We start from the raw sequence: 25,858 nt of genomic DNA, 5'->3' as shown, positions 1-25,858 counted from the left end.
TCTTACACATCAATCGACCGAATTGTTGAGGGGCGTCGCCGGACATGGCTGAAGCGTTGCGTGTTGGAATTGCCGGCCTCGGCACCGTCGGTGCGTCGGTGGCCCGCGTGCTGCGCGACAAGGCGGCCGAACTGACGCGGCAGTGCGGACGCGACATCGTCGTGTCGGCGGTTTCGGCCCGCGATCCCAAACGCGACCGCGGCGTTGATCTTGGCACAGCACAGTGGTTCGACGACGCCGTCAAGATGGCGCAGACCGCCGAGATCGACGTCTTCGTCGAGCTGATCGGCGGCGACGAAGGGCCGGCATGGTCATCCGTCAAAGCGGCGCTCGAGGCCGGCCGACATGTCGTCACCGCAAACAAGGCGTTGCTTGCCAAGCACGGGGTGGCATTGGCCGAGATCGCCGAGAGGAAAGGCGTGCTGCTCAATTACGAGGCGGCAGTGGCCGGCGGCATTCCGGTTATAAAGACAATGCGCGAGGCGATGGCCGGCAATTCGGTGACCCGCGTTTTCGGTATCCTCAACGGTACCTGCAACTATATTCTGACGCGCATGGAAGCCGAGGGCCTGTCCTTTGATGCCTGCCTGAAGGATGCGCAACGGCTGGGCTATGCCGAAGCCGACCCGACCTTCGACATCGAGGGCCACGACACCGCCCACAAGCTGTCGATCCTGACCAGCCTTGCCTTCGGCACGCGGATCGCCGCCAATGATATCTACATGGAAGGCATCTCCAACATCAGCCAGGCCGACATCCGCGCGGCCGGCGATCTCGGCTACCGAATCAAGCTGCTTGGCGTCGCCCAACGCACCGAAAGCGGCATCGAGCAGCGCGTCCACCCGACCATGGTGCCGACGGCCTCGGTCATCGCGCAGGTGCACGGCGTCACCAACGCAGTCGCGATAGAAACCGATATCCTCGGCGAATTGCTGCTTTCCGGCCCTGGCGCCGGCGGCAACGCCACCGCGTCGGCGGTGATCGGCGACATTGCCGACATCGCCAAGAGCCGGCCTGGCTTCCAGCACGGTCCGGTCTTCGGCCGGCCGACGAAGGAATTGAAGCCTTACAAGAAAGCGCAGATGCGCAGCCATGCCGGCGGATATTTCATCCGGCTGACCGTGCACGACCGCCTCGGCGTCTTCGCCGCGATTGCCAAGCGCATGGCCGACAACGACATTTCGCTGGAATCGATCGTCCAGCATGCCGCCGGGCCGGAAACCGAGGCACAGAAGACCGTCATCCTGGTGACCCACGAGACGACCGAGGCGGCGGTGCGCAAGGCCGTCGACGGCATCACCAGGGACAGCCTTCTGACCGATAAGCCGCAAGTCATCCGCATCGAGCGGGCCGGATAGTAGTCTCATATTTTTCGTTTAATCGATTGATATTGCTGCGCTTTCAAAAAGGCCCAGCGCAGGTCTTGCTGTTGTCACGAGGCTTTGACACAAGAAGCGCGCCTCCGGCGGGAGGCTAATGCATGTCGCCCAAAAGTGTGCGGCGGTTTTGGAACAACGACATGCATAAAAACAAAGTGCCAACGAGGATTGTCCATAGATGAATGTGGCCCAGAACATTGTCGCCGGCCTCGACCGGATACTGACCATGGAATTGGTGCGCGTTACCGAACGCGCCGCGGTCGCGGCCGCCCGATTGCGCGGTCGCGGCGACGAGAAAGCCGCCGACCAGGTCGCGGTCGATGCCATGCGGCAGGAGCTCAACCGTCTTGCCATCAACGGCACGGTGGTGATCGGAGAAGGCGAGCGCGACGAGGCGCCGATGCTCTATATCGGCGAGGAGGTCGGTACCGGCAGAGGCCCGGCTGTCGACATAGCGCTCGATCCGCTCGAAGGCACGACGATCTGCGCCAAGAACCTGCCCAACGCATTGGCCGTTATCGCCATTGCCGAAAAAGGCAGCCTTCTGTTCGCGCCCGACGTCTATATGGACAAGATCGCGATCGGCCCGGGCTATGCCGACGGCATCATCGACATCGACACCTCGCCGGCCGAAAACATCGCCAGCCTCGCCAGGGCCAAAGGCGTGCCGGTGGCGGAGATCACCGCCTGTATTCTCGACCGGCCACGCCATGGCGCGTTGATCGAAGCTGTGCGGGCGACCGGAGCCGCAATCCGTCTGATCGGCGACGGTGATGTCGCCGGCGTCATCCATACCACCGACCCGGACGAGACCGGCATCGACATCTATCTCGGCACCGGAGGCGCGCCCGAAGGCGTACTCGCAGCCGCCGCCTTGCGCTGCACCGGTGGCCAGATGCAGGGTAGGTTGATCCTCGATACGCCGGAAAAGCTGGCGCGCGCCGCCAAGATGGGCATCTCCGACCCTAAACGGATCTACCACACGCAAGACATGGCACGCGGCGACGTGCTGTTTGCCGCGACCGGCGTCACCGACGGCAACATGCTGGCCGGCGTCAAGTTCGGCCGCAATTTCATCACCACGCATACGATCGTGCTGCGCTCGTCGTCGCGAACCGTGCGCGAGATCAAGGCCAGGCACCAGGATCTGGAAAAGTTTTGATTTCGACTCAGTTAGCCGTTGCATATTGTGCGCAATGACAAATTGCAGACGGCGCGTCACGTGACGGGGGAAAGGCGCTTTTTCCTCGATGTCAGGCAATCGGCCACCGGCGTTTCCTGGGAACACCGGCTGACCGAGCGCCAGGACATGGCCGCGCTCGCCATCGCGCAAGGTTATGGCGTGCCCGACATCGTGGCGCGCGTGCTGGCCGGGCGCGGCGTGACCGCCGAGCAGACTGAGCGGTTCCTGGATCCGACCATCCGCAACCTGCTGCCCGACCCGGCATCGCTGACCGACATGGACAAGGCCGCCTCTCGCATCGCCCAGGCGGTGACTGCCAAGGAAAAGGTGGCGATCTTTGGCGACTACGATGTCGATGGCGCCGCCTCGTCGGCGCTGCTCAAGCGCTTCCTGGCACATTTCTCGGTGCCGTCGGAGATCTATATACCGAACCGCATCTTCGAGGGTTACGGCCCCAATCCGGAAGCGATGCGCGAACTCGTCTCGCGCGGCGCGACGCTGATCGTCACCGTTGATTGCGGCACCAATAGTGCTGCTTCCATCGACGCCGCGAAGGCCGCCGGCGCCGACGTCGTGGTGCTCGATCACCATCAGGTCGGCGGGCCGTTGCCGGCGGCTGCTGCGGTCGTCAACCCAAATCGCGAGGATGACCTTTCCGGGCAAGGCCATCTCTGTGCCGCCGGCGTCGTCTTCCTTTGCCTGGTGCAGACGGCGAAGATCCTGCGCAGCCGCCTGCCGGATGCCGCACCGCCGGACCTGCTTGCTCTGCTCGACCTGGTGGCGCTGGGCACAGTCTGCGACGTGGTGCCGCTCACCGGCGTCAACCGCGCCTTCGTGGTCAAGGGGCTGCAGGTGGCGCGGCAGCAGAGAAACGAAGGGCTGGCGGCGCTGGCGCGGATCTCACGTATCGGCGAGCCGATCAGCACATTCCATCTCGCCTTTCTGATCGGTCCGCGCATCAACGCCGGCGGGCGCATCGGCGACGCAGCACTTGGCAGCCGCCTGCTTGCAACCGACGACCCGGTCGAGGCGCGCACCATCGCCGAGACACTGGACCGGCTCAACCAGGAGCGGCAGTCGATGGAGCAGGAGATGCTGGCCGCGGCGCGCTCAGAGGCCGACGCCGAGCTTGCCGGCGGCAATGGACCGGCCATCGTGGTCACAGCCAGCAGCAACTGGCATCCGGGCATTGTCGGCCTGCTTGCCTCGCGGCTCAAGGACCATGCAAGACGGCCGGCCTTTGCCATCGCCTTCAACGCCAATGGTGTCGGTACGGGGTCAGGCCGTTCAGTGTCGGGCTTCGACCTCGGCCGGCTGGTGCGCGAGGCTGCCGATGCCGGGCTGATCGTCAAGGGCGGCGGCCATGGAATGGCGGCAGGAATCACCGTCGAGCGGGCGAAGCTCGGCGAACTCAGGGCTTTTTTCGAAGAGCGCGCGGCGGTGGATGTATTCCGGCTGCAAGGCGAGGAGAGCCTGGCGATCGACGGCGCCCTTGCCGCCGAGGGCGCGACGCTTGCGCTGCTCGATGCGCTTGAGAGGGCAGGGCCGTTCGGCGCCGGGCACGTCGCGCCGGTGTTCGCGCTGCCGCGCCACCGGCTTGTCGATGCGCGGGCGGTCGGCAGCAACCACATCCGCGCCGACCTGCAGTCGGAGAGCGGCGGCCGCATCCAGGCGATCGCCTTTCGCGCCGTCGACACGGCGCTCGGCGAATTCCTGTTCAAGAACAGGGGCAAGCCGGTACATGTCGCCGGTTCGCTGTCGGGCAACCACTGGAACGGCAACCGCACGGTGCAATTTCGTATCGTCGACGCGGCGCTTGCCTGAGAGCTCGCGGACCGCCCTGCCTAAGCGAGGACGGTCTGCAGCCGGGTCAGGTCGCCGATCTGCGCCATCGTTGCCTGGTAGCCGATACGGATCGCTTCGTCGGCGCGGTGGAATTCGGTCAGGCCGATATGGCTGAGCTTCGGCTGCAGCGATATGTCCGGCGGGTCGCCGGCCAGCCTGGCGCGCGAAATACGGTCCTGGATGATGTTGAAGGCTTCGACCATGACGCCGGTAATGCCGAGCCGCGTCTCGCGCGACTGGCGTTCGGGGTCGGCGTGGCCCGCCCTCGGCGCGTCTTTCTCGATGACGAGCTCGCCAGCGCTGTGCTTGACCACCGCGGCGCGGCCGAACAGATCGTAGTGAAGGTTCACCGCAACCACGAGCGGCTGCTCGTAGGCACGGCAGACCGAGACCGGCACCGGATTGACCAGGGCGCCGTCAACCAGCACACGCCCATTGCAGGCGACCGGCTCGAACACGCCGGGCAGCGCGTAGGAGGCGCGCATGGCGGTGCTCAACGAGCCGCTCGACAGCCAGATCTCATGGCCGGTGCGGATTTCCGAAGCGACGCAGACGAATGGTTTTGGCAGATCCTCGAAGCGGATGCCGGCTATGTGCTCGCGCAGCCGCGCATCGAGCTTCATGCCACCGAACAGGCCGCTGCCGCGTAGATTGAGGTCGAGAAGGCCAAAAATGCGCCGCCTGGTCAGGCTGCGCGCGAATTCTTCCAGCTCGTCGAGCTTGCCGGCAACATAGCAGCCGCCGACCAGTGCGCCGATCGAGGTGCCGGCGATCATCGACACTTCGATGCCGGCTTCGTCAAGCGCGCGCAGCACGCCGATATGCGCCCAGCCGCGCGCACAGCCGCCACCCAATGCCAGCGAAATCCCTGTTTTGCCCGGGGATTTGGTTTCGGATGCGCCCACGGCCGAGGAGAGGCCATTGGCCTCCCGAACGTCAGGTCTGTTGCGCAATGACGCCCAGTCGAGCATCACAATCTCCCTTGTCCCACGGTCATCCTACTGGCGGGCCGTATCGAAATCATGAATATACGTGGCTGGAGTGCTGCGAATGGTTCATATTGATGGTGTATTGGGCTTTCGATAGGTTTTTTCCGCATCGAACAGCGGCTTGCTGCCGTCGCTGGCAAGCGTCCCTTTGCCATCGCTCAGCCCCACCGTCCGATAAAAGCATGAACGTCGGCCGGTGTGACAAGTTGCTTCGTGACCCAGCACTTTGACGCGCAACCATATCGCGTCCTGGTCACAATCCGTGAGCATCTCGACGACCTGCTGGACATTGCCAGAGGTTTCGCCCTTCTTCCACAGCCCGTTGCGCGAACGCGACCAGTAGTGCGCGACGCCGGTCTCGAGCGTCAGCGCCAGCGCCTCGGCATTCATATGCGCGACCATCAGCAGCATGCCGTCTTCGGCATCGGTGACCACGACAGTGACGAGGCCGGCAGCATCGAAGCGCGGTGAAAGGACCGTGCCTTCCTCGAGTGCCTTCTTGTCTGTTGGAGCTTTCGGGAATTCCAATGCCGACATTCGCCGGTCCTTATCTAGCGAAGCCGGCAGGCCGATCAGATCCTGCCGCCGCGCACCATGGTGACGAAGCGGACCTGCTCTTCGGGTGTGTCCTTGAAGACGCCGGTGAAGGTCGAGGTCAGCGTGGTGGAGCCCTGCTTGCGGATGCCGCGCATGGCCATGCACATATGCTCTGCCTCAAGCATAACGGCCACGCCGCGCGGATTGAGCACATCCTGGATGACGCCGGCAATCTGCGCGGTCATCGCTTCCTGGGTCTGCAGGCGATGGGCGAAGATGTCGACGACGCGGGCTATCTTGGACAGGCCGACAACCTTGCCGTCAGGCAGATAGCCGACATGCGCCTTGCCGATGATCGGCACCATGTGATGCTCGCAATGCGAGTGGAAAGATATGTCCTTGACGAGGACGAGATCGTCGTAGCCGGCGACTTCCTCGAAGGTGCGGCCAAGTTCCTCGGCTGGACACATATCATAGCCGTTGAACATTTCGCGGAACGCCTTGGTGACGCGCTTCGGCGTGTCGATCAGGCCTTCGCGGTCAGGATTGTCGCCGGTCCAGCGCAACAAGGTGCGCACAGCGGCTTCGACTTCGGCTTCGCTCGGCCGGTCGGTGACCGGCTTTTCCATATAGGCGGACCGTGGCATGAGTTTCTTGATAACGGCGTCCATAAAGGCGTCTCCCGTAGTTCCTCTCTCAGGAGGAACGAGTTGAACGGACCACGACCTTTCGGGTGTCAGAAACTCGCCCGGTTTCCAGCCCGTAAGTGGCGTGAACAGAATTGGGCACGACGAGGTTTGTGGTCGCCTTGTCGATACCCGACTACCGCCATTATATATGTTCGTGCCGAGCGAAAGGAAGACGCCAGAGCGGCAATGACTGTTCGCTGGGCGGCGACGGATTGGAAAAATATGATCGACGATGTCTACAATGCGAAAATTCTGGGTTTTGCCGGAAACATCGCACGGATCGGCCGGCTCGAGCGGCCCGACGCAACCGCACGAGCACATTCCAAGCTGTGCGGCTCGACGGTGACCGTCGATCTGAAGATGGATGATGGCGTCGTCAGCGATTTCGCGCATGACGTGAAGGCCTGTGCGCTTGGCCAGGCGTCGTCTTCGATCATGGCGCAGCATGTCGTCGGCGCCAGCGCCGAAGAATTGCGCAGCGTGCGCGAGACGATGCTGAAGATGCTGAAGGAAAATGGCCCGCCGCCCGAAGGCCGCTTCGCCGACCTGAAATACCTGGAACCGGTGCGCGACTACAAGGCGCGCCACGCCTCGACCATGCTGACGTTCGACGCAGTGGTCGATGCGATCGGCCAGATCGAAAAGAAGCGGGCGGAAGAGGCGGCTTAGATCTCGGCAAGGAAACGCCGGCTTTCGGCGAATTCCGCCCGGACCCAGTCGGCAAAAGCCCTGGCCGGCTCGGAAAGGTCATTCAGCCTTCTGGCCACCAGCCAATAGGCGCCGGACGCGACGTCGATGTCGAAAGGCTTGACCAGCGCGCCGGACGCAAGTTCTTCGCCGATCTGCAAAAGATCGCCCAGCGCGACACCATGTCCAAGCAAGGCTGCCTGCTTCGAAAGCGAAGCATCCGCCAGCATCGGACCACGCGCAGGCACGGTATCAGCCGTGACGCCCGCCGCTTCGAACCAGCGCGCCCAAGCCTGACGGTTTTCTTCGTGCAGCAATGTATAGCGACCAAGGTCGATCGGCTTTTCCAGAGCTGGGCCGGATGCAAGAAGCGCCGGCGACAGAACTGGTGAATCGACGACCGCGGCAAGCTGTTCGGCTTCGCTGCGTGGCCATGAGGTGGCGTGCGCACTGAAGCGTAGGGCAAGTTCGGGCTGATCGCTGCGAAACTCTATCAACCTCGGGTCGACCTCAAGGGAAACGTCGATATCGGGTCGCAACTCGCGAAAGCGGTTGAGCCGCGGCACCAGCCATACGGATGCAAGCGACGGCTCGACGCTGACACGGACCACGGACTGCGTCGGGGCCGCCGTCAATTCCGAAAGCAGCCTGTCGATGCCCTCGAAACTTCTGACCAACTGGTCGAGCAGCCGCCGGCCGGTGTCGGTCAACTCGACGCGGCGATGATGGCGGAAGAACAGAGGTTGGCGCAGGAAGGCTTCGAGCTCGCGGATCTGGCGGCTGATCGCCGCCTGCGAAACATAAAGCTCCTCGGCCGCACGGCTGAAGCTCAGGTGACGACCGGCTGCTTCGAAGCTTCTGAGAGCCGTCAGGGGGAGGTGTCCGCGCTTCATTCGCATAACTCAGAGTTATCTGACGTGGACGTTATACTCGTTTGAACAGCAAGGCCAGCGGCGCTCTAATCGGTGCTCAAGGAGTGCCGCTATGATCCAGTTTCTCAATATTCTGGGCGATGTCGTGCGGATCGCGACGTTTCAACGGTACGACGAGAAACCGCGTAGGGATCGGTGCGAGGAGAGGCCACCGACTGGCGTCGCCGTATGCCGGAAGCCGACGCCCGACCGCTGCCCGGTTCGCCGTACCAGGCCATGATGGGATTGCCGGACGGCATTGCGTTCCTGGCCCGATGCGCACATCTATCGTGTAGGGAAACGCGATGTGGAGACTGCAGTGGTCGGCCAACATCGGCAAGCGCACGGCGCCGGGCCGATTCGACAAGGACGCAATTGGCCCGGCCCGTGGCGCAAGACGCCGGGCCGCCTCCTCGGCACGTCGCTCGTCCGGCTCTACCAGCTGACGCTGTCCGGCTTCGTCGGCAATTCCTGCCGGCATCTGCCGACCTGTTCCGAATATACGCACGAGGCGATCGCCCGGCATGGGCTGTGGGCCGGTGGCTGGATGGGGTTTTTCCGGGTGCTGCGCTGCGGGCCGTTTGGCACGCACGGCATCGACCGCGTGCCTGATGTGCTGGGCGATCGCTACCTCTGGTTCACGCCATGGCGGTACTGGCTGATCGGGAAAAAAAGTGGCGACCTGGACAGCTGAACGCAACTGTTCGGTACACAACCGGACCGCCTTTACGATCTGGTAGGGTTAACCGAAGCTTGCGCGGACATAGCGCATTTAAGACAAAATCGAGACAAGACGCCTCGCTAAGCCGCTCCTGACACCCCTTCAGGAGAGATTACCAAATGCGCCGGATAGATCGTCTTCCCTTCGTTTTCGCCGTGGTTCTCTATGTCCTGGCGTGGCTGTTGGGTTTTCCGATCCGTGCGCAATCGGCGCCGCTCGCGGACGTCGAATGCACGCTGATCGTCGACGCCGCAAGCGGCGAGACGCTGTATCGCCAAGGGACCTGCAACCAGCGCTTCAGCCCCGCCTCGACATTCAAGGTTCCGCTGGCGCTGATCGGCTATGACGCCGGAATCCTGAGCGACGAGCACACGCCGAGCTGGGAGTACAAGGCGGAGTTCAACGCGCCGAAACGGGACCACAAGACCGTCGACCCGACGATTTGGGAAAGGGATTCGGTCCTTTGGTTCTCACGCGAGATTACGCAACAGCTCGGCAGCAAACAGTTTGCCGGCTATGTGTCCAGATTGGACTATGGCAACACCGACGTCTCCGGCACTGCCGGCAGGAATGACGGACTCACCCATTCCTGGGTGAACTCTTCGCTTGAGATATCGCCGATCGAGCAGGTCGATTTCCTGCGCAAGCTGCTGGCGCGGAAACTGCCGGTCTCGGACAAGGCCCATGCGATGACCAGTGCGATTGTCCCGACCTTCCGGGCAGGCGGCTGGACGGTGCAGGGCAAGACTGGAACGACCAGGCTTGGCGACAGCGCCGACAAGCGCTCGCTTGGCTGGTTTGTCGGCTGGGCGCAGACGGACGCCCGCAAGATCGTCTTTGCCCGCCTGGTAGTCGATACGAAACGTTCCGACACGCCAAAGGGGCTCAAGACGCGGACGATGTTCCTGAAAGAGCTGCCGAATCTCCTCAGGTGACCTACATCCGGCTTTACGGCGCCGAAAACTGTCCATAAAAGACCGCTCGCCGCCGGACGCATCCGGCTCTTACTGATGCATGTCGTAGCCCCAAAACCGCTAGGCAGTTTTGGGCGACATGCATTTCACCACCCGCGCTCGTTTGCGGGACTGGATAGGAGAATTTATGCTGAATTCCGTTTCCCTGACATTTCCCGATGGCTCCGTCCGCGATTACGACGCGGCGATGACCGGCGCTGGCCTGGCGGAATCGATCTCGAAGTCGCTGGCCAAGAAGGCCGTTGCCTATTCGATCGACGGCACGCTGCGCGACCTTTCCGACCCGATCGGCAGATCGGGCAAAGTCGAGATCATCACTCGTGAGGACCCGCGCGCGCTGGAGCTCATCCGCCACGATGCGGCGCATGTGTTGGCCGAAGCCGTGCAGGAACTTTGGCCGGGAACGCAGGTGACCATCGGACCGGTGATCGAGAACGGATTCTACTACGATTTTGCCCGCAACGAGCCGTTCACGCCCGACGATTTCCCGGTGATCGAGAAGAAGATGCGCGAGATCATTGCGCGCAACAAGCCGTTCACCAAAGAGGTCTGGTCGCGTGAGAAGGCGAAAAGGATCTTTGCCGACAAGGGCGAACGCTACAAGCTCGAGCTGATCGACGCCATCGCCGAAGATCAGGACCTCAAGATCTATGCGCAGGGCGACTGGTTCGATCTTTGCCGCGGCCCGCATATGGCCTCGACCGGCCAGATCGGCAACGCCTTCAAGCTGATGAAGGTCGCCGGCGCCTATTGGCGCGGCGACAGCAACAACCCGATGCTGACCCGCATCTACGGCACGGCCTGGGCCGATCAGGCGCAGCTCGAAGCCTACCAGACGATGCTGGAGGAAGCCGAGAAGCGCGACCACAGGAAGCTCGGCCGTGAGATGGACCTGTTCCATTTCCAGGAGGAAGGCCCCGGGGTCGTGTTCTGGCACGCCAAGGGCTGGAGGATGTTCCAGAACCTGGTCAATTACATGCGTCGCCGCCTCGACGAGCAGGGCTATCAGGAGGTCAACGCGCCGCAGGTGCTCGACAAGAGCCTGTGGGAGACGTCAGGCCACTGGGGCTGGTACCGGGACAACATGTTCAAGGTGACGGTGGCCGGCGACGACACCGACGACGACCGGGTGTTTGCGCTGAAGCCGATGAACTGCCCCGGCCACGTCCAAATCTTCAAGCACGGGCTGAAGTCCTACCGCGATCTCCCGGTAAAACTTGCGGAATTCGGCAATGTGCATCGCTATGAGCCGTCCGGCGCACTGCACGGGCTGATGCGCGTGCGCGGCTTTACCCAGGACGATGCCCACATCTTCTGCACCGAGGAACAGCTCGCCGACGAGTGCATCAAGATCAACGACCTGATCCTGTCGACCTATGCCGATTTCGGCTTCGACGAAATCACCGTCAAGCTGGCGACCCGTCCCGAAAAACGGGTCGGCACCGACGCGATGTGGGATCATGCCGAGGGCGTGCTGCAGGACGTGCTCGACAAGATCGCGGCGCGGTCGGGCAACCGGATCAAGACGGGCGTCAATCCGGGTGAGGGCACGTTCTACGGGCCGAAGTTCGAATATGTGCTGAAGGACGCCATCGGCCGCGACTGGCAATGCGGCACGACGCAGGTTGATTTCAACCTGCCGGAACGGTTCGGCGCCTTTTATATCGGCTCGGATTCGGAAAAGAAGCAGCCGGTGATGGTGCATCGCGCCATCTGCGGTTCGATGGAGCGTTTTCTCGGCATCCTGATCGAGAATTATTCCGGCCATTTCCCGCTCTGGTTTGCGCCGCTGCAGGTGGTGGTGGCGACGATCACTTCCGATGCCGACGATTACGCGCGAAAGGTCGTTGCGCAGCTGAAGGCGGCCGGGCTGATCGCCGAAGCCGATCTGCGCAACGAGAAGATCAACTACAAGGTCCGCGAGCATTCGCTGGCCAAGGTCCCGGTCATCCTCGTCTGTGGCAAGCGCGAGGCCGAGGAAGAAACGGTCAATGTCCGCCGTCTCGGGTCGCGCGACCAGGAATCGCTCGGCCTCGCAGCCGCCGTGAAGCTGCTTGCCGACGAGGCGGTGACACCCGACCGCAAGCGCCGCGCAGCCTGAGCCTGCCGACCTGCAATGAATGGCGGTGGAGCAATCCACCGCCATTTTTCATGTGCCTGTCACGCCAGCTTGTAACGAGCCCTCATGCTCAAGCTGAAGATGCGCGAAGGACCGATTCCCGAGCTTTCCTATGCCAGCCCGCACCAGCCGGCGCTGACGCGCTGGTTCATCCATTCGGTCGAAGGCCTGTCGGGACGTGATCGCTTCGCGGCACTCTATGATTTCTGGCGCCGGCTCATAGTGCGTGTTCAGCCGTATGCTGGAACTGATCGACGTCCGGGTGCGGACAGCCGGTCAATGGCCGCCGGCAAACCTGCCCGACACGCCGCTGGTGATCGTTGCCAACCACCCGTTCGGCATCGGCGACGGTATTGCCGTGCTGTCGCTGGCAGAGCAACTCGGCCGGCCGTTCCGCGTCATGATCCATAAGGACCTGCTCAAGATCCGCGAGATGGAACCCTATTCGCTGCCGATCGACTTTTCCGAGACTAAGGACGCGCTGAAGAACAACATGGAAGTGCGTCATGAGGCAGTGCGCCTGCTCAAGGAGGGCGTCATCATCGTCGTCTTCCCGGCGGGCGGTGTCGCCACTGCGCCGAATGGATTTGGCCGGGCGCGCGATCTGCCGTGGAAGATATTTCCGGCTCGTCTCGTTCAGGATGCCAAGGCATCGGTCATCCCGATGCATTTTTCCGGCCAGAACGGTCGGCTGTTCCATCTGGTCAGCGGGCCGATGAACATGGCCGCGCGTGACGGGCGTGTCGCGAAGTTTGTCGGCAAGGCTTCGCTGACCCTGCGCACATCGCTGCTCATCCGTGAATTTGCGCGGCTCTCCGGCAAATCGATCGATGTGCACGTCGGTGGCGTGCTGGAATGGGCCGAACTGGAGCCGCTGCGCGACCGCAAGGCCTTGCTCGACCGCCTTCAGCGTGGCGTCGTCGATCTGGCTCCGGCCGTACCGCGTGGCCGCGTGCAGTTGCTGGCGCGACGCATGCGCAAGGCAGCTTAGAGGGGCAGAGCCTCAGTCGGCGCCTTCCTCGGAATCGATGGCGGAAGCCTCGGTGGCCAGAACTTCGATGTCCTGGTTGTGCCCGGCCACCACGGTAAAATCCTTCTGGTAGATGCGGTCGCGGTTTTTGGCGATGATGGTGTAGTCGCCCTCGGCCAGCACCATCGAGGCAAAGGCGCCGACGGTTTCCTTGATCGGATCGCCGGATTCGTTCAGCAGCGACCAGGAGGTGTCGGCGATCGCCTCGCCGCCCGGTTCGCGCACCAGCTTCATGGTCATCTCGGCCGCACGGTGCTCGACGGTCGCTTCGGTGAGCTTGCCAGCCTCGACGCGGATGTCGGAGCGGATGACCGCGTTCACCGCGCCGTAGGTCGAGACGACATGATAGGTGCCGGCATTGAGCCGCACGACGCTGTTCGGCTCGACATCGGGTATGATCAGGGCGCGGTCGCCATCGGCCGCGGCGTGGCTCTCATAAATCGAGAAGCGCAGCTTTGTCGGCGGTATGCGCACCCCTCCCGACAGCACGGCATCAAGCTTGAGGCCGCCGGCATCGAGCACGAGGCTCTCGCGCTTGGCTTCCTTGCCGACGGTGATGCGCTTGGTGGCGCCGGCCCGCCCGTAGGAGGCGTGGACCAGATAGGAACCCGGCTCGAGCTGGAACACGGCGGTACCGCCATGAGCGGAGGCGACCATCGGCAGCTTGCCGTCGCTGGCCGATTCGGGCTTGAAGACGCGCCAGACGATGCCGCGCGTAATGTCGGCGCCCTTGTCGGTCAATTGCGCCGACAGCGTGATCGCCCCGCTGCTGCCCAATGCCAGCGATGTCTCGCTTTTCGGAGGCGCATAGCCCGAAATTCCGGGAAGTTTCAGCTCACCGAGGCCGTCCACATCCTGGGCGACGGCAAGCGAAACCGGCACCATCAACAGTGCGGCAGCGAGCGATATCAGGAAAAGACGCAATGTCCCCTCAAACATGCCTTGCGTTGAAGCCCAAGGCAGTGGCAATTTCAAGGCTTAAGAGTCCGGTCGGCTTCTGCTACAGGGGCTCTTTGTCCGGCGCGCCGCGCCAATGCCCGAGCCGCCCGATGTCCCGATGGTGCGCTTCAGCTCAAATTCCAGGAGACTGCGCCCATGACGTCGCCGATCATCGATTTTCTGCTGACCCGAAATTCCGCGCCGATCCCGGATTTGAAAGAACCGGCACCGAGCGATGCGGAGATCGCGACGATGATCGCCGCCGCCTCGCGTGTGCCGGACCACGGCCGGCTGGAGCCTTGGCGTTTTATCGTCTATCGCGGCGAGGCTCGCATCGAGATCGGCAAGAAGCTGGCAAAACTTGCCGAACAGCGCGAAGGGCCGTTGCCGGAAGGCCGGCGCAACCAGGAATTGGCGCGCTTTTCGCGCGCCCCGCTGGTCATCGGCGTGATCTCGATCCCCAGGGAAAATCCAAAGATCCCACAATGGGAGATGTTCCTGTCCGGCGGCATGGCGGCGATGAACCTGATGCTTGCCGCCAATGCGCTGGGCTACGGCACCAACATGATCAGCAACTGGTATTCCGACGTGCCGGAGGGCAGGGCGATCCTCGGCCTGGCGCCGCATGAGCGGGTCGTCGGCTTCGTCCATATCGGCTTCTATCAAGGGCCGGCGCCGGAACGACCGCGGCCCGATCCGGCAAAGCTCTATGCCGATTACTCGGGGCCGTGGGTGGGATGAACTCGCGCGGAACAGATCCTAAGCGCCAAGCCCAGCTGCCCTGGCCCGCGCCAGGAGCCGCTCGGCGAGCTTGAGATGCGGCCGGTCATACATCTTGCCGTCGATGCCGACGACGCCTGGGTTTCCTGCCGCCTTGAACGCCTCGACGATCGCCAGCGAATTTTTCACCGCTTGCGCCGAAGGCGTGAAGGTGGCGTTGATGACCGGCACCTGCGCCGGATGGATCGCCATCTTGCCGGTGAAACCGTCGCGCTCGGCCTCGGCGCATTCGGCCTCGAAGCCGGCCATGTCGCGAAAGTCCGGAAAGACAGTGTCGATTGCCGCGACTTCCGCCGCACTTGCAGCAAGCAGGGTCATGGTGCGGGCGACGCGGAACACATCCGTGTAGCGGCCATTCGCGTCGCGTGTCGCGCGCGCGCCGATTGCCGCCGACAGATCTTCCGCGCCCCAGGTGAGGCCGACAAGCCGGGCGCTTGTCTTAGCATAGGTCGCGGCGGCAAGAACGCCGGCGGCCGTTTCTGTGATGATCGGCAGGATACTTATCGCTCCATCCGGCAGGCCGCTTTCGGCTTCGTGCACCCTCAGCTTGGCCGAGAGATGCTGGACATCCGGTCCGCCGTTCGACTTAGGCAGCATGATGCCGTCTGGTTTTGCTGGCACGAGTGCCGCCAGATCGTCGTCGGTCAGTCCGGTCGAAAGGTCATTGACGCGCACATAAATCAAGGAGCTGGTTCGGTGCCTGGGTGCGGCGATGAAACGCGCCGCTGTATCGCGCGCCAGACCCTTGTTCTGCGCGGCAATCGAATCCTCGAGGTCGACGATGACCACGTCGGCGCCCACGTCAAAGCCCTTCTCCAGCTTCTTTTCCGAATCGCCGGGAACGAAGAGCAGAGAACGCATCGGCTATGCCTTTTTCATCATCATGGCTTGCCTCGTGCATTTGGCAACCAGCACGTCGTTCTGGTTATAGGCGCGATGCTCGAACTCGACGATGCCGCGGTCCGGTTTCGACCTGGAATCGCGTACCGAAACCACCGTGGTCTCGACGCGAATGGTGTCGCCATGGAAGACGGGGTGCGGAAACACCGTCTCCCTCATGCCGAGATTGGCGATAGTGGTGCCGACGGTAATGTCGTTGACCGAGATGCCGATCATCAGGCCAAGCGTGAACAGCGAATTGACCAAGGGCTTGCCCCATTCGCTCTTGGCGGCGAAGTCGAAGTCAATGTGCAGCGGCTGCGGGTTCAGCGTCATCACCGAAAACAGCATGTTGTCGCTTTCGGTCACGGTTTTGCGCAGCGTGTGCTTGAACACATGGCCGACAACGAACTCCTCAAGGTAAAGTCCGGCCATTGTCGATCTCCTCCGCTGCTTAAGGGTTGATAGGCGTTGCATACCGGGCTCGCAAGCCAGTTAACAAACATGGTGAACCGTTCGTAAACCATTTGTGCCTACGGTCTCGACAGGGGCCAGAAGCGTTCTGGCAAAGGGCGTAAGCAGGCGACATGGTCGTTTCGCATTTCCTGAAATGGATCCACACGGCGAAGGTGTCGGAGCGCGCTGCGGCGGCAAGCGCGCTGGCTCGCGCCTATGTCGACTCGGACTTGCCTTTCGAGGACCGCTGCGCTGCCGAGGCGGCGCTGACATTGCTGCTCGATGACGCATCGTCGAAGGTGCGGCTGGCAATCGCCGACGCGCTTTCCATGAGCCACCACGCGCCGCCGCAGATCGTCAGCGCGCTGGCCTCGGACCAGCCCGAGGTGGCCGCTTTGGTACTGGCGCGCTCGCCGCTGCTTACCGACGCCGACCTGATCGACCGGGTTGCCGGCGGCCAGAAGGCGACGCAGAAGGTGATCGCCAACCGGCCACGCGTCTCGATGTCCGTTGCGGCGGCGATCGCCGAGATCGGCGAGCCGGAAGCCTGCGCCACGCTGCTCGCCAACAGCGGCGCCGACATCGCATCGATCAGCTTTCGCCGCATGGCCGAGCGGCACGGCCATCTGCCTCTGGTGCGCGAGGCGCTGATTGCCGACGCACGCCTGCCCGCCGATTGCCGGCATTTGCTGCTGGTCAAAGTGGGCGAGACGCTCAAAGGTTCGCCGCTGGTGCTGGCGCTGATGGGCGCCGCCAGGGCCGAGCGCGTCACCCGCGATGCCTGCGTCAAAGCTTCCGTGACATTGATCGAAGGCACGCGTGCCGAGGAACATACAGCGCTGGTCGAACATCTGCGCCTGCGCGGCGACCTGACCGCAAGCTTCGTCATCCGCACTATCGCGCATGGCAAGGTCGACTTCTTTGGTTCGGCCCTGGTCGCGCTCAGCCAGCAGTCCGAACAACGGGTGAGCGCACTGCTGGCCGGGGGGCATGACATAGCGTTGCAGGCACTGTTCCGCAGCGCCGGGCTTGCCGCCGCCACCCACGCCATCATCCTGCGCGCGCTGAAGGTCTGGCGCGAGGTCGCCAATGGCAAACGCCTCGCCGGCGTCCAGGAAGTCAGCTGGCTGATGCTGAAGGAATTGGGCGGGCAGTCCGCCGAAGGCGATCTCGTCGGGCTGGTCAAATCGATCCACCTCGACGCGCTGCGCGAGAACGCACGCGGGCACGCGCTGGCGATCGCCGCTGCTTAAACCCGGTCCTTCGCGAAAAAATCCGGAAAATCCTCGATCGCGGCGGCAATGATGCGCAGCGAGGCGGCGATCTGCAGCATTTCGGCTGCTTCGCTTCGCTCCGCGATGCCTGCTGCATATTGCCTGGCGACGGCGACGGTCGCCGTCGGCGGCTCGCCGGGCCGCCTGAACAGCAGTTCGCGCGCCAGACCGCGCAGGAAATTGGCGATGGAAAGTGCTGTTTCAGGCGGATCGCGGAACTCTGTTGCGCGTTGCGCAGCCGCAGGATTTCGAGGCCGACAGTAACGGCAGCAATGCCGCCGGCGAGAACGGCGTCGCCTTTCTCGCCGGCGTTCTGCAGCAGCGGCATCAACTGATTGACCCGATCATAGGCAAGGCTCTCGAAAGCCAGCCGCCGCGGCATACGCTCATGTAGACAGAGGCGGGCAAGGATCTTCGCGCATGGCTTGCAGGATGCGGTTGACGGTGACCCAGGGGTCGGCGGGCAGCACGATGGCGAAGACGCCGATCGCCAGAAGAATGCCGACCAGGACCGATGCCGAATTGGCGAAGAACGGAAACGGATCGTAGGTCATCGCCTGATGTGGGCTGAGGAAGGCGAGGAAATTGATGGCAAAGGCCGTTGCCACGCCGACATAGCGCGGATTGGCCATGCCCAGTGCCGCTGGTACCAGGATCGGGACGACAAAGACCATGAACCATCCGAAGCCTGGCAAAACCGGAAGCGCCAACTGGCCGATGAGAAACGCAAAGGGCAGGGCGAGCAACGTGCCCTCGAAGAAGTTCCATGCCGACCGGATTGGATCGGGGCGAGCGGCGAACAGGCTGGAGACGACGGCGACCAGAATGACCGTGCCCGTCGCGTCCGACCATTTCGTCGCCAGCCAGAGGCCGGCGACCAGGAGCGTGGCGATTGCTGCACGCACGGCATTGCGCGATGCCGCACGGTAATCGCGGTGCACCACCAGCGCCGGCTGCCGCCGTTCGCGACTGGCACGCGACGGGGGAGAGCGGAGCGCATCCAGGCCGCGCAGCACTTGCCGCATGGCCTCGGCGAAGTCGGCGGCAATGGTTAGGCGGGTGACAGTGCCAGCCCAGTCAATGTCTTGCCCGGCCGCGATGTCAGGCATCTGCCGCGCGTTGCCGGCGATTGCGTCGAGCCGCGCCACCCAGGGCGCCGTATCGTCCAGCGCGCCCGGCTTGGCTACCAGTTCGCTGACAACGGCCTGCAACTCGGCTCGAGCGGGGATGAGGGCTGCGTTCTTCGGAGCGGCATGGGCATGCAGCGCACGCGCCGCTGACAGGGCCGACAGAAGCTGACCGATGGTACGCCGGACCGGATAGGCGCGGGTGGCGAGGCTCGGCCCCTCCAGCCTTGCGTAGGTGCGCATCTCGCCGAGCGTTTGGACATCGCCGATCAGCTTGCTGTGCAGCCCGGCAAGCTTTTCCGTATCGCCGCCGGAAAAAGCGCCGTCCGCATAGGCCGCCAGGTCGAGAATGCTGCGTTTCAGTCTTGAGATGATGGCATCGGCGGCCAGTTTCGGCAGGATCAGCCGGCTGGTCAGCGCAGCGCAGGCGATACCCAGCACGATTTCCGCGCAGCGCGCCATGGCGAGATCGATGACGAGGTGCGGCTGGCCGAAAGCCGGCAGGCCGATGATCATCGCGGTGTAGCCGGCAAGCGCCGCGCCATAGGCCTCCGGATTGCGTAGCAGCGACGAGACCAGCGTGCAGATGCCGATCCAGACGGCAAGAAGTGCAACCAGCAACCACGAGTTGGCACCGAAGACAGTGGTAATGCCGATCGCCGCCAGCGCGCCGGCAAGCGTGCCGAGGAGACGATAAAACCCCTTCGCCAGCACCATGCCGGCGACCGGCTGTGCGACGATGAACACCGTCATCATCGCCCATTGCGGGTGGTCGAGCTTCAGCGCATAGGCGGCCAAAAGCGCGATGAGGCCGGCCGAAACGGTGCGCGGGGCAAAAATCCAGTCCGAGCGCGTCGGCCGCGTCAGGCCAGCGATCCGCGTGCCGATATCGTCCTTCAGCCGCGCCCAGATCAAGTGCTCGTCTCCAGCTCAGAAGGCCAAGCTAGCGGCGGGAGCTCAGATATCCAGCACTTCCGTCTCGGCGAATTCCGCGCGTTCCTGGATGAAGCGGAAGCGAGCCTCAGGTTTGGTCCCCATCAATGCGTCGACCGCATCCTTGGTCGCCGCCTCGGCGTCGATCACATCGACCCTGAGCAGCGTGCGCTTTTTCGGGTCCATGGTGGTTTCCTTGAGCTGAGCAGCCATCATTTCGCCCAGCCCCTTGAAGCGGCCGATTTCGACCTTGCCGCGCCCGGTGAATTCGGTGCGCAAAAGTTCGTCCTTGTGCGCGTCGTCGCGGGCATAGGCGACCTTGCCGCCCTGCCGGATCGAATAAAGCGGCGGCACCGCCAGATAGAGATGGCCGCCGCGGACCAGGCTTGGCATCTCCTGGTAGAAAAAGGTGATCAGCAGCGAGGCGATATGGGCGCCGTCGACGTCGGCATCGGTCATGATGATGACCCGGTCGTAACGCAGGTCCTCGTCGCGGTATCTCGAGCGCGTACCGCAGCCAAGCGCCTGGATGAGGTCGGATATCTGCTGGTTGCCGGCCAGCTTGTCGCTGCCGGCGCTGGCGACGTTGAGGATCTTGCCGCGCAGCGGCAGCACCGCCTGGCTGGCGCGGTCGCGCGCCTGCTTTGCCGAACCGCCGGCCGAATCGCCCTCGACGATGAAGAGCTCGGCACCGGCGGCAGCATTCTGCGTGCAATCGGCGAGCTTTCCGGGCAGGCGCAGCTTGCGCACCGCACTCTTGCGCGACACTTCCTTTTCTTGGCGGCGGCGCACCCGCTCGTCGGCGCGCGCGATCACCCATTCGAGCAGTTTCGACGCTTCCTGCGGATTGTCGGCCAGCCAGTGGTCGAATGGGTCGCGGATAGCACTTTCGACGATGCGGATCGCCTCGATCGTCGCCAGCCTGTCCTTGGTCTGGCCGACGAATTCCGGTTCGCGGATGAACACCGACAGCATGCCCGCCGCCGAGATCATCACATCCTCGGATGTGACGATCGAAGCGCGCTTGTTGCCGACCAGGTCGGCATAAGCGCGCAAGCCGCGCGTCAGGACGTTGCGGAAGCCGGCCTCATGCGTGCCGCCTTCGGCGGTCGGAATGGTGTTGCAATAGGAATTGATAAAACCGTCGCCGCCGAACCAGGTCACCGCCCATTCAAGCGAACCATGGCCGCCCTGCTTCTCGCTCTTGCCGGCAAACATTTCACGGGTGACCTGGAATTCGTCGCCGAGCGAGGCTTTCAGATAGTCCTTGAGGCCGCCCGGAAAATGGAATTCTGCCTTGGCCGGCGTCGTGTCCTTTTCCTTGATCAGCGAGGGATCGCAGGTCCAGCGGATTTCGACACCGCCGAACAGGTAGGCCTTTGACCGCGCCATGCGGTAGAGCCGGGCCGGCTCGAACGCAGCACCCTTGCCGAAAATCTGCTCGTCTGGATGGAAGCGGATCTTCGTGCCGCGGCGATTGTGCACCTCGCCGAGCTGCTCAAGGCCGGTCACCGGAACGCCTCGCGAGAAGCGCTGGCGATAGAGCTTGCGCCCGATCGCGACCTCGACCTCGAGATGGTCGGACAGCGCGTTGACCACGGAAACGCCGACACCGTGCAGACCTCCCGAAGTTTCGTAGACCTTGCTGTCGAACTTGCCGCCTGAATGCAGCGTCGTCATGATGAGTTCGAGCGCCGGCTTCTTGAATTTCGGGTGCGGATCGACCGGAATGCCGCGGCCATTGTCGGTGACGGACAGGTATCCGTCGGCGGAAAGCTCGACATCGATGAAGGTCGCATGGCCGGCGACCGCCTCGTCCATCGAATTGTCGATGACCTCGGCAAACAGATGGTGCATCGCCTTGTCGTCGGTGCCGCCAATGTACATGCCCGGGCGGCGGCGCACCGGCTCCAGGCCCTCCAGCACCTCGATGTCGGCGGCACTGTAGCTCTCGCTGGCGTCACGGGGCGCCGGCCGCTTCGCCGCCTGCACCAGCGGGTCGGCTGGGCGCGCGGCGGCGCGAGCCGGTTGCGGCTGCTTGTCCAATTTGGCGAAAAGATCGTTATTGTCGTCCATGCCGATCCTGGATTCCGATGCTACGAATCACCACCCGATACTGCCACGCTTTTCGCGGGCAGGCGACGGAGGTTCCTGTTACGTTCGAGGATGGAGCCTCTTACTGCAAAACCATTCGACAGCCAAGCGGCGGAAATGAGCCTGGAGCATCCACGTTTTGTAAACCCTGTCCGAACGTTACGCCGGAAGATTGGCTGAAAAAACGGTATTTGCGGACTGTCGCTGACCTAGAATTGCAGCGGAACCCTCAAGAGGCTGTCGCTTAAGCATGTTGGATTACAGTTCGCTCCTGCTCGCGGCGGCGCTGTCGGGCACGTGCCTTAGCATCACCATGTTTGCGATCTGGTTCACCGCGCCACAGGCACGCTTTGTGCTGACGGTGGCGTGCGGCATTCTCGTGCTTGTCGCACATGTAGTGTTGTTCTGGCATTACACCAGGGATCCAAGCGCCTGGCTTTGCCAGATCGTGCTTGTGCTTCTCAGCCTCGGCTTCCTGATTATCTGCCTGTCGGCCATGCAATATCTCAGCATGCGCGATTACAGGCGCGCCATCTTGCCGACTTTGGTTGCGATGGCTGTTTGCGCGGGCGCGACGTATCTCGGGTTTGATGGTGTCGGCTTTATCGTCACCTACGCGACGGTAACGGCGCTGCTCTCGCTCATCGGGGCGATGTTCTGGATTGAGGGTGGTCACGATCGCCGGATATTGCTGGTCGTCTCGTTCCTGAGCGGCGTCTGTGCCCTGTCGTTCGGACTTTGCGGCGCGGTCCTGCTGGTCAAGGGCCAATGGGTGCTCGGTGTTGCGCCCGACAATTGGGCCGAGCGGGTGAATTCCGTCGTGGCCGTCGCCTGCATGACCGGGCTCGGCGCATTGACGCTCTCCCTGCACCATTTGCAGGCGCAGATCGAATTGAAGGCCGAGACGATGACCGATCCACTGACCGGGCTGATGAACCGGCGGGCGTTGACGGCACTCTACGGCGAGCGGGTCTTCGGTCCGTTCATGTCCGTCGCCATGTTCGACCTTGACCATTTCAAGAGGACGAACGACGTATTCGGTCACCCGGTCGGCGACCAGGTTCTGCGCCGCTTTGCCGCCGTCATCAGGAAATACGCCCGGACCGGCGTCGACGCCTTCCGGTTGGGCGGAGAGGAATTCGTGCTCGTCATGTCGCGGATGACGGAAGAGAAGGCCTATGACGTTGCGAGCAAGATCAGCGTCGCCTTCGGCACGGAAGTCGTAGCCACCCAACTTGGTCCGTTGCGAAGCACAGTCAGCGGCGGCATCGGCTTTGGCGGAACAAGCGGCACCGGTCTCGACGATGTGCTGGCCGAAGCCGACGCAGCACTCTATGCGGCAAAGCGCGCCGGGCGAAATCGCGTCGTCGTCCGGGACCGGGCGAGCAAGGCCGACGGGCCGGCCTTGCGTTCTGCCTGATGAGATTTCTATCTTCTTGTTAGACCACGATCTTGTCCGAAAACCGGGTTCCGCTTTTCGGGATCTGGTCTACTCCGCCGCGCCAAGATATTCCGATAGCGGCGGACAGGAGCAGACAAGGTTGCGGTCGCCGGCGACGTTGTCGATGCGTGACACCGGCGGCCAGTATTTTGCCGCCGTATCGGCATCGCCGGCGGGGTAGGCCGCCTCCAGACGCGAATAGGGATGGGTCCACTGGCCGGCCAATGCCTCGGCGGCGGTGTGCGGCGCGTTGACCAGAGGATTGTCGGCCAACGGCCATTCACCCCTGGCCACCTTGGCTGCCTCGCCGGCTATGGCAATCATGGCTTCGCAGAAGCGATCCAGCTCGCGCTTGGGCTCGGATTCGGTCGGCTCGACCATCAGCGTGCCGGCCACGGGGAACGACATGGTCGGCGCGTGGAAGCCATAGTCGATCAGCCGCTTGGCGATGTCGTCGACGCTGATGCCGGCGCTGTCCTTGAGCACGCGGGTGTCGAGGATGCATTCATGCGCAACGCGTCCGTTGCGCCCCTTGTAAAGCAGGGGGAAATGCTCGCCAAGCCGCGTCGCCACATAGTTGGCGGAGATGATCGCCGTCTCGGTCGCCTGCTTCAGGCCGGAAGCGCCCATCATGCGAATATACATCCAGGTGATCGGCAGAATGGACGCACTGCCGAACGGTGCCGCCGCCACGGCATGGGCCGAGCCTTCGGTGACGTGGCCGGGCAGATATGGCTTCAGGTGCGCCTTGACGCCAATCGGCCCGACACCGGGGCCGCCGCCGCCATGCGGGATGCAGAAGGTCTTGTGCAGGTTCATGTGGCAGACATCGGCGCCGATATCGCCGGGACGGGCGAGGCCGACCAGCGCGTTGAGATTGGCGCCGTCGAAATAGACCTGGCCGCCATGGCTGTGGACGAGGGCGCAGAGGTCGCGCGCGCCTTCCTCGAAGACGCCATGCGTCGAAGGATAGGTGAACATCAGCGCCGCGAGATTATGCGCATGCTCGGCCGCCTTGGCCTGCAGGTCGTCCATGTCGATATTGCCGTCCTCGGTGCAGCGCACGACGACGACGCTCATGCCGGCCATGGCCGCACTTGCGGGATTGGTGCCATGCGCCGAGGACGGGATCAGGCAGACGGTGCGATGGGCTTCGCCGCGTGACAGATGATAGCCGCGAATGGCGAGCAGCCCGGCATATTCGCCCTGGCTGCCGGCATTGGGCTGCAGGGTCACCGCGTCGAAGCCGGTGATCTCAGCCAGCCAGCCTTCCAGCTCGTCGATTATGGCGCGATAGCCTATCGAATGATTTGCCGGCGCGAAGGGATGCAGGTTGGCGACATCAGGCCAGCTCACCGGCATCATTTCGGCGGCGGCGTTGAGCTTCATGGTGCAGGAGCCGAGCGGGATCATGGCGCGGTCAAGCGCCAGGTCCTTGTCGGCCAGCCGGCGCAGGAAGCGCATCATGTCGGTTTCCGAGTGGTTTTCGCGGAAGACGGGCTGGGTGAGGAACTCCTTGCCGCGCGGTTTTCCTGGCATGGAACTGCCGGCGGCAACGCCGGCCTTGGCGCCGAAAAGTGTTGCGATTGCCTCCAGATCGGCTTCGGTGGAGGTCTCGTCGAAGCTGATGCCGACATGATCGGCGTCGATGACGCGCAGCAGCCGGCCGGTCTTTTCTGCGGCGGCGGCAATCGCGCCGGCTCTGCCCCTCACATCCACGGTCACCGTGTCGAAGCGGCTTTCGCCGACCACCGAAACGCCCGCTGCCTTGAGGCCGGCGGCCAGGCGGTTGGCCAGCGTGTGGACGCGGCCGGCAATCGCCTGCAGCCCGGCAGGGCCGTGCCAGATCGCATAGGCCGTCGCCATATTGGCGAGCAGCGCCTGTGCGGTGCAGATGTTGGAGGTCGCCTTGTCGCGGCGGATATGCTGCTCGCGTGTCTGCAAAGCGAGGCGATAACCGGGACGGCCCTTGCTATCCGTCGACTGGCCAACGAGCCGGCCGGGCATCAGCCGCGTCAGCCTGTCGGAGACGGCGCAATAGGCGGCGTGCGGCCCGCCAAAGCCCATCGGCACGCCAAAACGCTGCATCGGGCCGACGGCGATGTCGGCGCCAAGCCTGGCCGGCGCATCGGTCAGCGTCAGGCCGAGCGGGTCGGCGATGAAGACGACCAGCGCGCCGGCCGCGCGGGCCTTGTCGATTGCTGCCTTGTGATTGCCGTAGACGCCGAACGTATCGGGCCAGGAGACCAGCAGGGCGGCGGTGTTGTCGTCGATCACCTCGCCGTCGACCTCGATGTCAAGCGGCTCGGCGCGCGTGCGCACGACGTCCAGCGTCTGCGGGTGCGGCGTGCCAGCCAGTGCCACCTTGGTGCGCCTGTCGCGATGATGGCGGAGCGCAATGCCGACAGCTTCGGCCACTGCCGTCGCCTCGTCGAGCAGCGAGGCCGATGCAACCGGCAGGCCGGTCAGTTCTGTCACCAGCGTCTGGAAGTTGAACAGCATTTCCAGCCGGCCCTGGCTGATCTCGGCTTGGTAGGGCGTGTAAGCGGTATACCAGGCCGGGTTCTCGAACAGGTTGCGCTGGATCACCGGCGGCACATGGACGCCATGATAGCCGGCACCGATGAAGCTCTTCAGCACCGTGTTCTTTGCCATCGTCGCCGCGAGCTCGGTCAGCGCTTCCGCTTCGCTTGCGGGGGCGGGCAGGGCCAGCGGCCGGTCGAGCCGGATCGACTTCGGCACTGCCTGGCTGATCAGCGTCTCGACCGAAGGAACGCCGATCGTCGCCAGCATGGCTCTGACGTCATGGAGGCCCGGGCCGATATGGCGAGCCGAGAAGGGGTAGGGTGCTGCGGTCATCTTGCTGGTCCT

General features: G+C 63.5%; 19 protein-coding genes and 2 pseudogenes. 11 read left to right on the top strand and 10 right to left on the bottom strand.

Annotated elements, in window-relative coordinates:
• Nucleotides 1-44 precede the first annotated feature (44 nt).
• The 3 genes from NKI19_RS12975 to recJ all read left to right on the top strand — a co-directional run bounded on the left by NKI19_RS12975 (nucleotide 45) and on the right by recJ (nucleotide 4,386).
• Nucleotides 45-1,358 carry a homoserine dehydrogenase gene (locus NKI19_RS12975; RefSeq protein WP_352492762.1) on the top strand — a complete coding sequence of 438 codons (1,314 nt, stop codon included), beginning with the start codon at nucleotides 45-47 and terminating at the stop codon, nucleotides 1,356-1,358.
• Nucleotides 1,359-1,557: 199 nt separating this feature from the next.
• Nucleotides 1,558-2,541, top strand: coding sequence for a class II fructose-bisphosphatase (glpX, locus tag NKI19_RS12970; protein WP_352492761.1), 984 nt, complete (start codon nucleotides 1,558-1,560; stop codon nucleotides 2,539-2,541).
• Between the two features lie 60 nt (nucleotides 2,542-2,601).
• Nucleotides 2,602-4,386: a single-stranded-DNA-specific exonuclease RecJ gene (recJ, locus tag NKI19_RS12965; protein WP_352565318.1), complete on the top strand. Its 1,785-nt coding sequence runs from the start codon at nucleotides 2,602-2,604 to the stop codon at nucleotides 4,384-4,386.
• 20 nt (nucleotides 4,387-4,406) lie between these two features.
• Here recJ and NKI19_RS12960 read toward each other — a convergent pair whose 3' ends face one another.
• From NKI19_RS12960 to folE, 3 genes are all read right to left on the bottom strand, one after another.
• On the bottom strand, nucleotides 4,407-5,378 hold the full coding sequence (locus NKI19_RS12960; protein ID WP_352492759.1) for a patatin family protein: 972 nt from the start codon (nucleotides 5,376-5,378) through the stop codon (nucleotides 4,407-4,409).
• 84 nt (nucleotides 5,379-5,462) lie between these two features.
• On the bottom strand, nucleotides 5,463-5,933 hold the full coding sequence (hisI, locus tag NKI19_RS12955; protein WP_352492758.1) for a phosphoribosyl-AMP cyclohydrolase: 471 nt from the start codon (nucleotides 5,931-5,933) through the stop codon (nucleotides 5,463-5,465).
• Between the two features lie 35 nt (nucleotides 5,934-5,968).
• Nucleotides 5,969-6,604, bottom strand: a complete 636-nt coding sequence (gene folE, locus NKI19_RS12950) for a GTP cyclohydrolase I FolE (protein ID WP_292660173.1) — start codon at nucleotides 6,602-6,604, stop codon at nucleotides 5,969-5,971.
• Between the two features lie 240 nt (nucleotides 6,605-6,844).
• Here folE and NKI19_RS12945 point away from each other — a divergent pair, with 240 nt between their 5' ends.
• On the top strand, nucleotides 6,845-7,291 hold the full coding sequence (locus tag NKI19_RS12945; RefSeq protein ID WP_352492757.1) for an iron-sulfur cluster assembly scaffold protein: 447 nt from the start codon (nucleotides 6,845-6,847) through the stop codon (nucleotides 7,289-7,291).
• Here the strand turns inward: NKI19_RS12945 and NKI19_RS12940 are convergent.
• Nucleotides 7,288-8,202, bottom strand: coding sequence for a LysR substrate-binding domain-containing protein (locus NKI19_RS12940; RefSeq protein WP_352492756.1), 915 nt, complete (start codon nucleotides 8,200-8,202; stop codon nucleotides 7,288-7,290). The genes NKI19_RS12945 and NKI19_RS12940 overlap by 4 nt on opposite strands.
• 337 nt (nucleotides 8,203-8,539) lie before the next feature.
• Here NKI19_RS12940 and yidD point away from each other — a divergent pair, with 337 nt between their 5' ends.
• From yidD to NKI19_RS12920, 4 genes and pseudogenes are all read left to right on the top strand, one after another.
• Complete coding sequence (yidD, locus tag NKI19_RS12935) at nucleotides 8,540-8,914, top strand: membrane protein insertion efficiency factor YidD (RefSeq protein WP_352492755.1); 375 nt, start codon at nucleotides 8,540-8,542, stop codon at nucleotides 8,912-8,914.
• A 146-nt stretch (nucleotides 8,915-9,060) separates the two neighbouring features.
• Nucleotides 9,061-9,876, top strand: a complete 816-nt coding sequence (gene blaOXA / locus NKI19_RS12930; RefSeq protein ID WP_352565320.1) for a class D beta-lactamase — start codon at nucleotides 9,061-9,063, stop codon at nucleotides 9,874-9,876.
• A gap of 166 nt (nucleotides 9,877-10,042) precedes the next feature.
• Nucleotides 10,043-12,016 carry a threonine--tRNA ligase gene (thrS, locus tag NKI19_RS12925; protein WP_352492753.1) on the top strand — a complete coding sequence of 658 codons (1,974 nt, stop codon included), beginning with the start codon at nucleotides 10,043-10,045 and terminating at the stop codon, nucleotides 12,014-12,016.
• An 84-nt stretch (nucleotides 12,017-12,100) separates the two neighbouring features.
• A pseudogene (locus NKI19_RS12920) lies at nucleotides 12,101-13,025 on the top strand (lysophospholipid acyltransferase family protein).
• Between the two features lie 12 nt (nucleotides 13,026-13,037).
• On the opposite strand, the gene NKI19_RS12915 reads toward NKI19_RS12920, so the two are convergent.
• Nucleotides 13,038-14,003 (bottom strand): RgsD C-terminal domain-containing protein, encoded by a 966-nt coding sequence (locus NKI19_RS12915; RefSeq protein WP_352492780.1) that lies wholly within the window; start codon nucleotides 14,001-14,003, stop codon nucleotides 13,038-13,040.
• A gap of 156 nt (nucleotides 14,004-14,159) precedes the next feature.
• On the opposite strand from NKI19_RS12915, the gene NKI19_RS12910 reads away from it, so the two are divergent.
• On the top strand, nucleotides 14,160-14,744 hold the full coding sequence (locus tag NKI19_RS12910; protein WP_352492752.1) for a nitroreductase family protein: 585 nt from the start codon (nucleotides 14,160-14,162) through the stop codon (nucleotides 14,742-14,744).
• A gap of 18 nt (nucleotides 14,745-14,762) precedes the next feature.
• On the opposite strand, the gene NKI19_RS12905 is transcribed toward NKI19_RS12910, so the two are convergent.
• A complete protein-coding gene (locus NKI19_RS12905; protein WP_352565322.1) occupies nucleotides 14,763-15,644 on the bottom strand; it encodes an HpcH/HpaI aldolase/citrate lyase family protein in 882 nt (293 codons plus the stop codon).
• A gap of 3 nt (nucleotides 15,645-15,647) precedes the next feature.
• Nucleotides 15,648-16,139, bottom strand: coding sequence for a MaoC family dehydratase (locus tag NKI19_RS12900; protein WP_473561234.1), 492 nt, complete (start codon nucleotides 16,137-16,139; stop codon nucleotides 15,648-15,650).
• Nucleotides 16,140-16,249: 110 nt separating this feature from the next.
• Here NKI19_RS12900 and NKI19_RS12895 point away from each other — a divergent pair, with 110 nt between their 5' ends.
• Complete coding sequence (locus tag NKI19_RS12895) at nucleotides 16,250-17,371, top strand: DUF2336 domain-containing protein (RefSeq protein ID WP_352492749.1); 1,122 nt, start codon at nucleotides 16,250-16,252, stop codon at nucleotides 17,369-17,371.
• Here NKI19_RS12895 and NKI19_RS12885 read toward each other — a convergent pair.
• Nucleotides 17,368-19,434 (bottom strand): annotated as a pseudogene (locus NKI19_RS12885) (FUSC family protein). The gene NKI19_RS12895 and the pseudogene NKI19_RS12885 sit on opposite strands and share 4 nt — an antisense overlap.
• 42 nt (nucleotides 19,435-19,476) lie before the next feature.
• On the bottom strand, nucleotides 19,477-21,528 hold the full coding sequence (gene parE, locus NKI19_RS12880) for a DNA topoisomerase IV subunit B (RefSeq protein ID WP_352492746.1): 2,052 nt from the start codon (nucleotides 21,526-21,528) through the stop codon (nucleotides 19,477-19,479).
• 268 nt (nucleotides 21,529-21,796) lie between these two features.
• On the opposite strand from parE, the gene NKI19_RS12875 reads away from it, so the two are divergent.
• Complete coding sequence (locus NKI19_RS12875; protein WP_352565324.1) at nucleotides 21,797-22,966, top strand: GGDEF domain-containing protein; 1,170 nt, start codon at nucleotides 21,797-21,799, stop codon at nucleotides 22,964-22,966.
• Between the two features lie 69 nt (nucleotides 22,967-23,035).
• Here NKI19_RS12875 and gcvP read toward each other — a convergent pair whose 3' ends face one another.
• The gene (gcvP, locus tag NKI19_RS12870; protein ID WP_352492744.1) at nucleotides 23,036-25,846 is read right to left on the bottom strand and encodes an aminomethyl-transferring glycine dehydrogenase; all 2,811 of its coding nucleotides are present in this window, start codon (nucleotides 25,844-25,846) and stop codon (nucleotides 23,036-23,038) included.
• Nucleotides 25,847-25,858 lie beyond the last annotated feature (12 nt).

Source organism: Mesorhizobium sp. M0751 (assembly GCF_040320265.1).
Classification (GTDB): Bacteria; Pseudomonadota; Alphaproteobacteria; order Rhizobiales; family Rhizobiaceae; genus Mesorhizobium.
The sequence above is the reverse complement of the archived record's forward strand: the minus strand, read 5'-3'. Positions and strand labels throughout refer to the sequence as shown.

Bases quoted from the DNA above. Each gene is read 5' to 3' on its own strand.
- NKI19_RS12975 (WP_352492762.1), top strand. From the start codon at position 45: ATGGCTGAAGCGTTGCGTGTTGGAATTGCCGGCCTCGGCACCGTCGGT.
- glpX (WP_352492761.1), top strand. From the start codon at position 1,558: ATGAATGTGGCCCAGAACATTGTCGCCGGCCTCGACCGGATACTGACC.
- NKI19_RS12960 (WP_352492759.1), bottom strand. From the start codon at position 5,378: ATGCTCGACTGGGCGTCATTGCGCAACAGACCTGACGTTCGGGAGGCC.
- hisI (WP_352492758.1), bottom strand. From the start codon at position 5,933: ATGTCGGCATTGGAATTCCCGAAAGCTCCAACAGACAAGAAGGCACTC.
- folE (WP_292660173.1), bottom strand. From the start codon at position 6,604: ATGGACGCCGTTATCAAGAAACTCATGCCACGGTCCGCCTATATGGAA.
- NKI19_RS12945 (WP_352492757.1), top strand. From the start codon at position 6,845: ATGATCGACGATGTCTACAATGCGAAAATTCTGGGTTTTGCCGGAAAC.
- NKI19_RS12940 (WP_352492756.1), bottom strand. From the start codon at position 8,202: ATGAAGCGCGGACACCTCCCCCTGACGGCTCTCAGAAGCTTCGAAGCA.
- blaOXA (WP_352565320.1), top strand. From the start codon at position 9,061: ATGCGCCGGATAGATCGTCTTCCCTTCGTTTTCGCCGTGGTTCTCTAT.
- thrS (WP_352492753.1), top strand. From the start codon at position 10,043: ATGCTGAATTCCGTTTCCCTGACATTTCCCGATGGCTCCGTCCGCGAT.
- NKI19_RS12915 (WP_352492780.1), bottom strand. From the start codon at position 14,003: ATGTTTGAGGGGACATTGCGTCTTTTCCTGATATCGCTCGCTGCCGCA.
- NKI19_RS12910 (WP_352492752.1), top strand. From the start codon at position 14,160: ATGACGTCGCCGATCATCGATTTTCTGCTGACCCGAAATTCCGCGCCG.
- NKI19_RS12905 (WP_352565322.1), bottom strand. From the start codon at position 15,644: ATGCGTTCTCTGCTCTTCGTTCCCGGCGATTCGGAAAAGAAGCTGGAG.
- NKI19_RS12900 (WP_473561234.1), bottom strand. From the start codon at position 16,139: ATGCAACGCCTATCAACCCTTAAGCAGCGGAGGAGATCGACAATGGCC.
- NKI19_RS12895 (WP_352492749.1), top strand. From the start codon at position 16,250: ATGGTCGTTTCGCATTTCCTGAAATGGATCCACACGGCGAAGGTGTCG.
- parE (WP_352492746.1), bottom strand. From the start codon at position 21,528: ATGGACGACAATAACGATCTTTTCGCCAAATTGGACAAGCAGCCGCAA.
- NKI19_RS12875 (WP_352565324.1), top strand. From the start codon at position 21,797: ATGTTGGATTACAGTTCGCTCCTGCTCGCGGCGGCGCTGTCGGGCACG.
- gcvP (WP_352492744.1), bottom strand. From the start codon at position 25,846: ATGACCGCAGCACCCTACCCCTTCTCGGCTCGCCATATCGGCCCGGGC.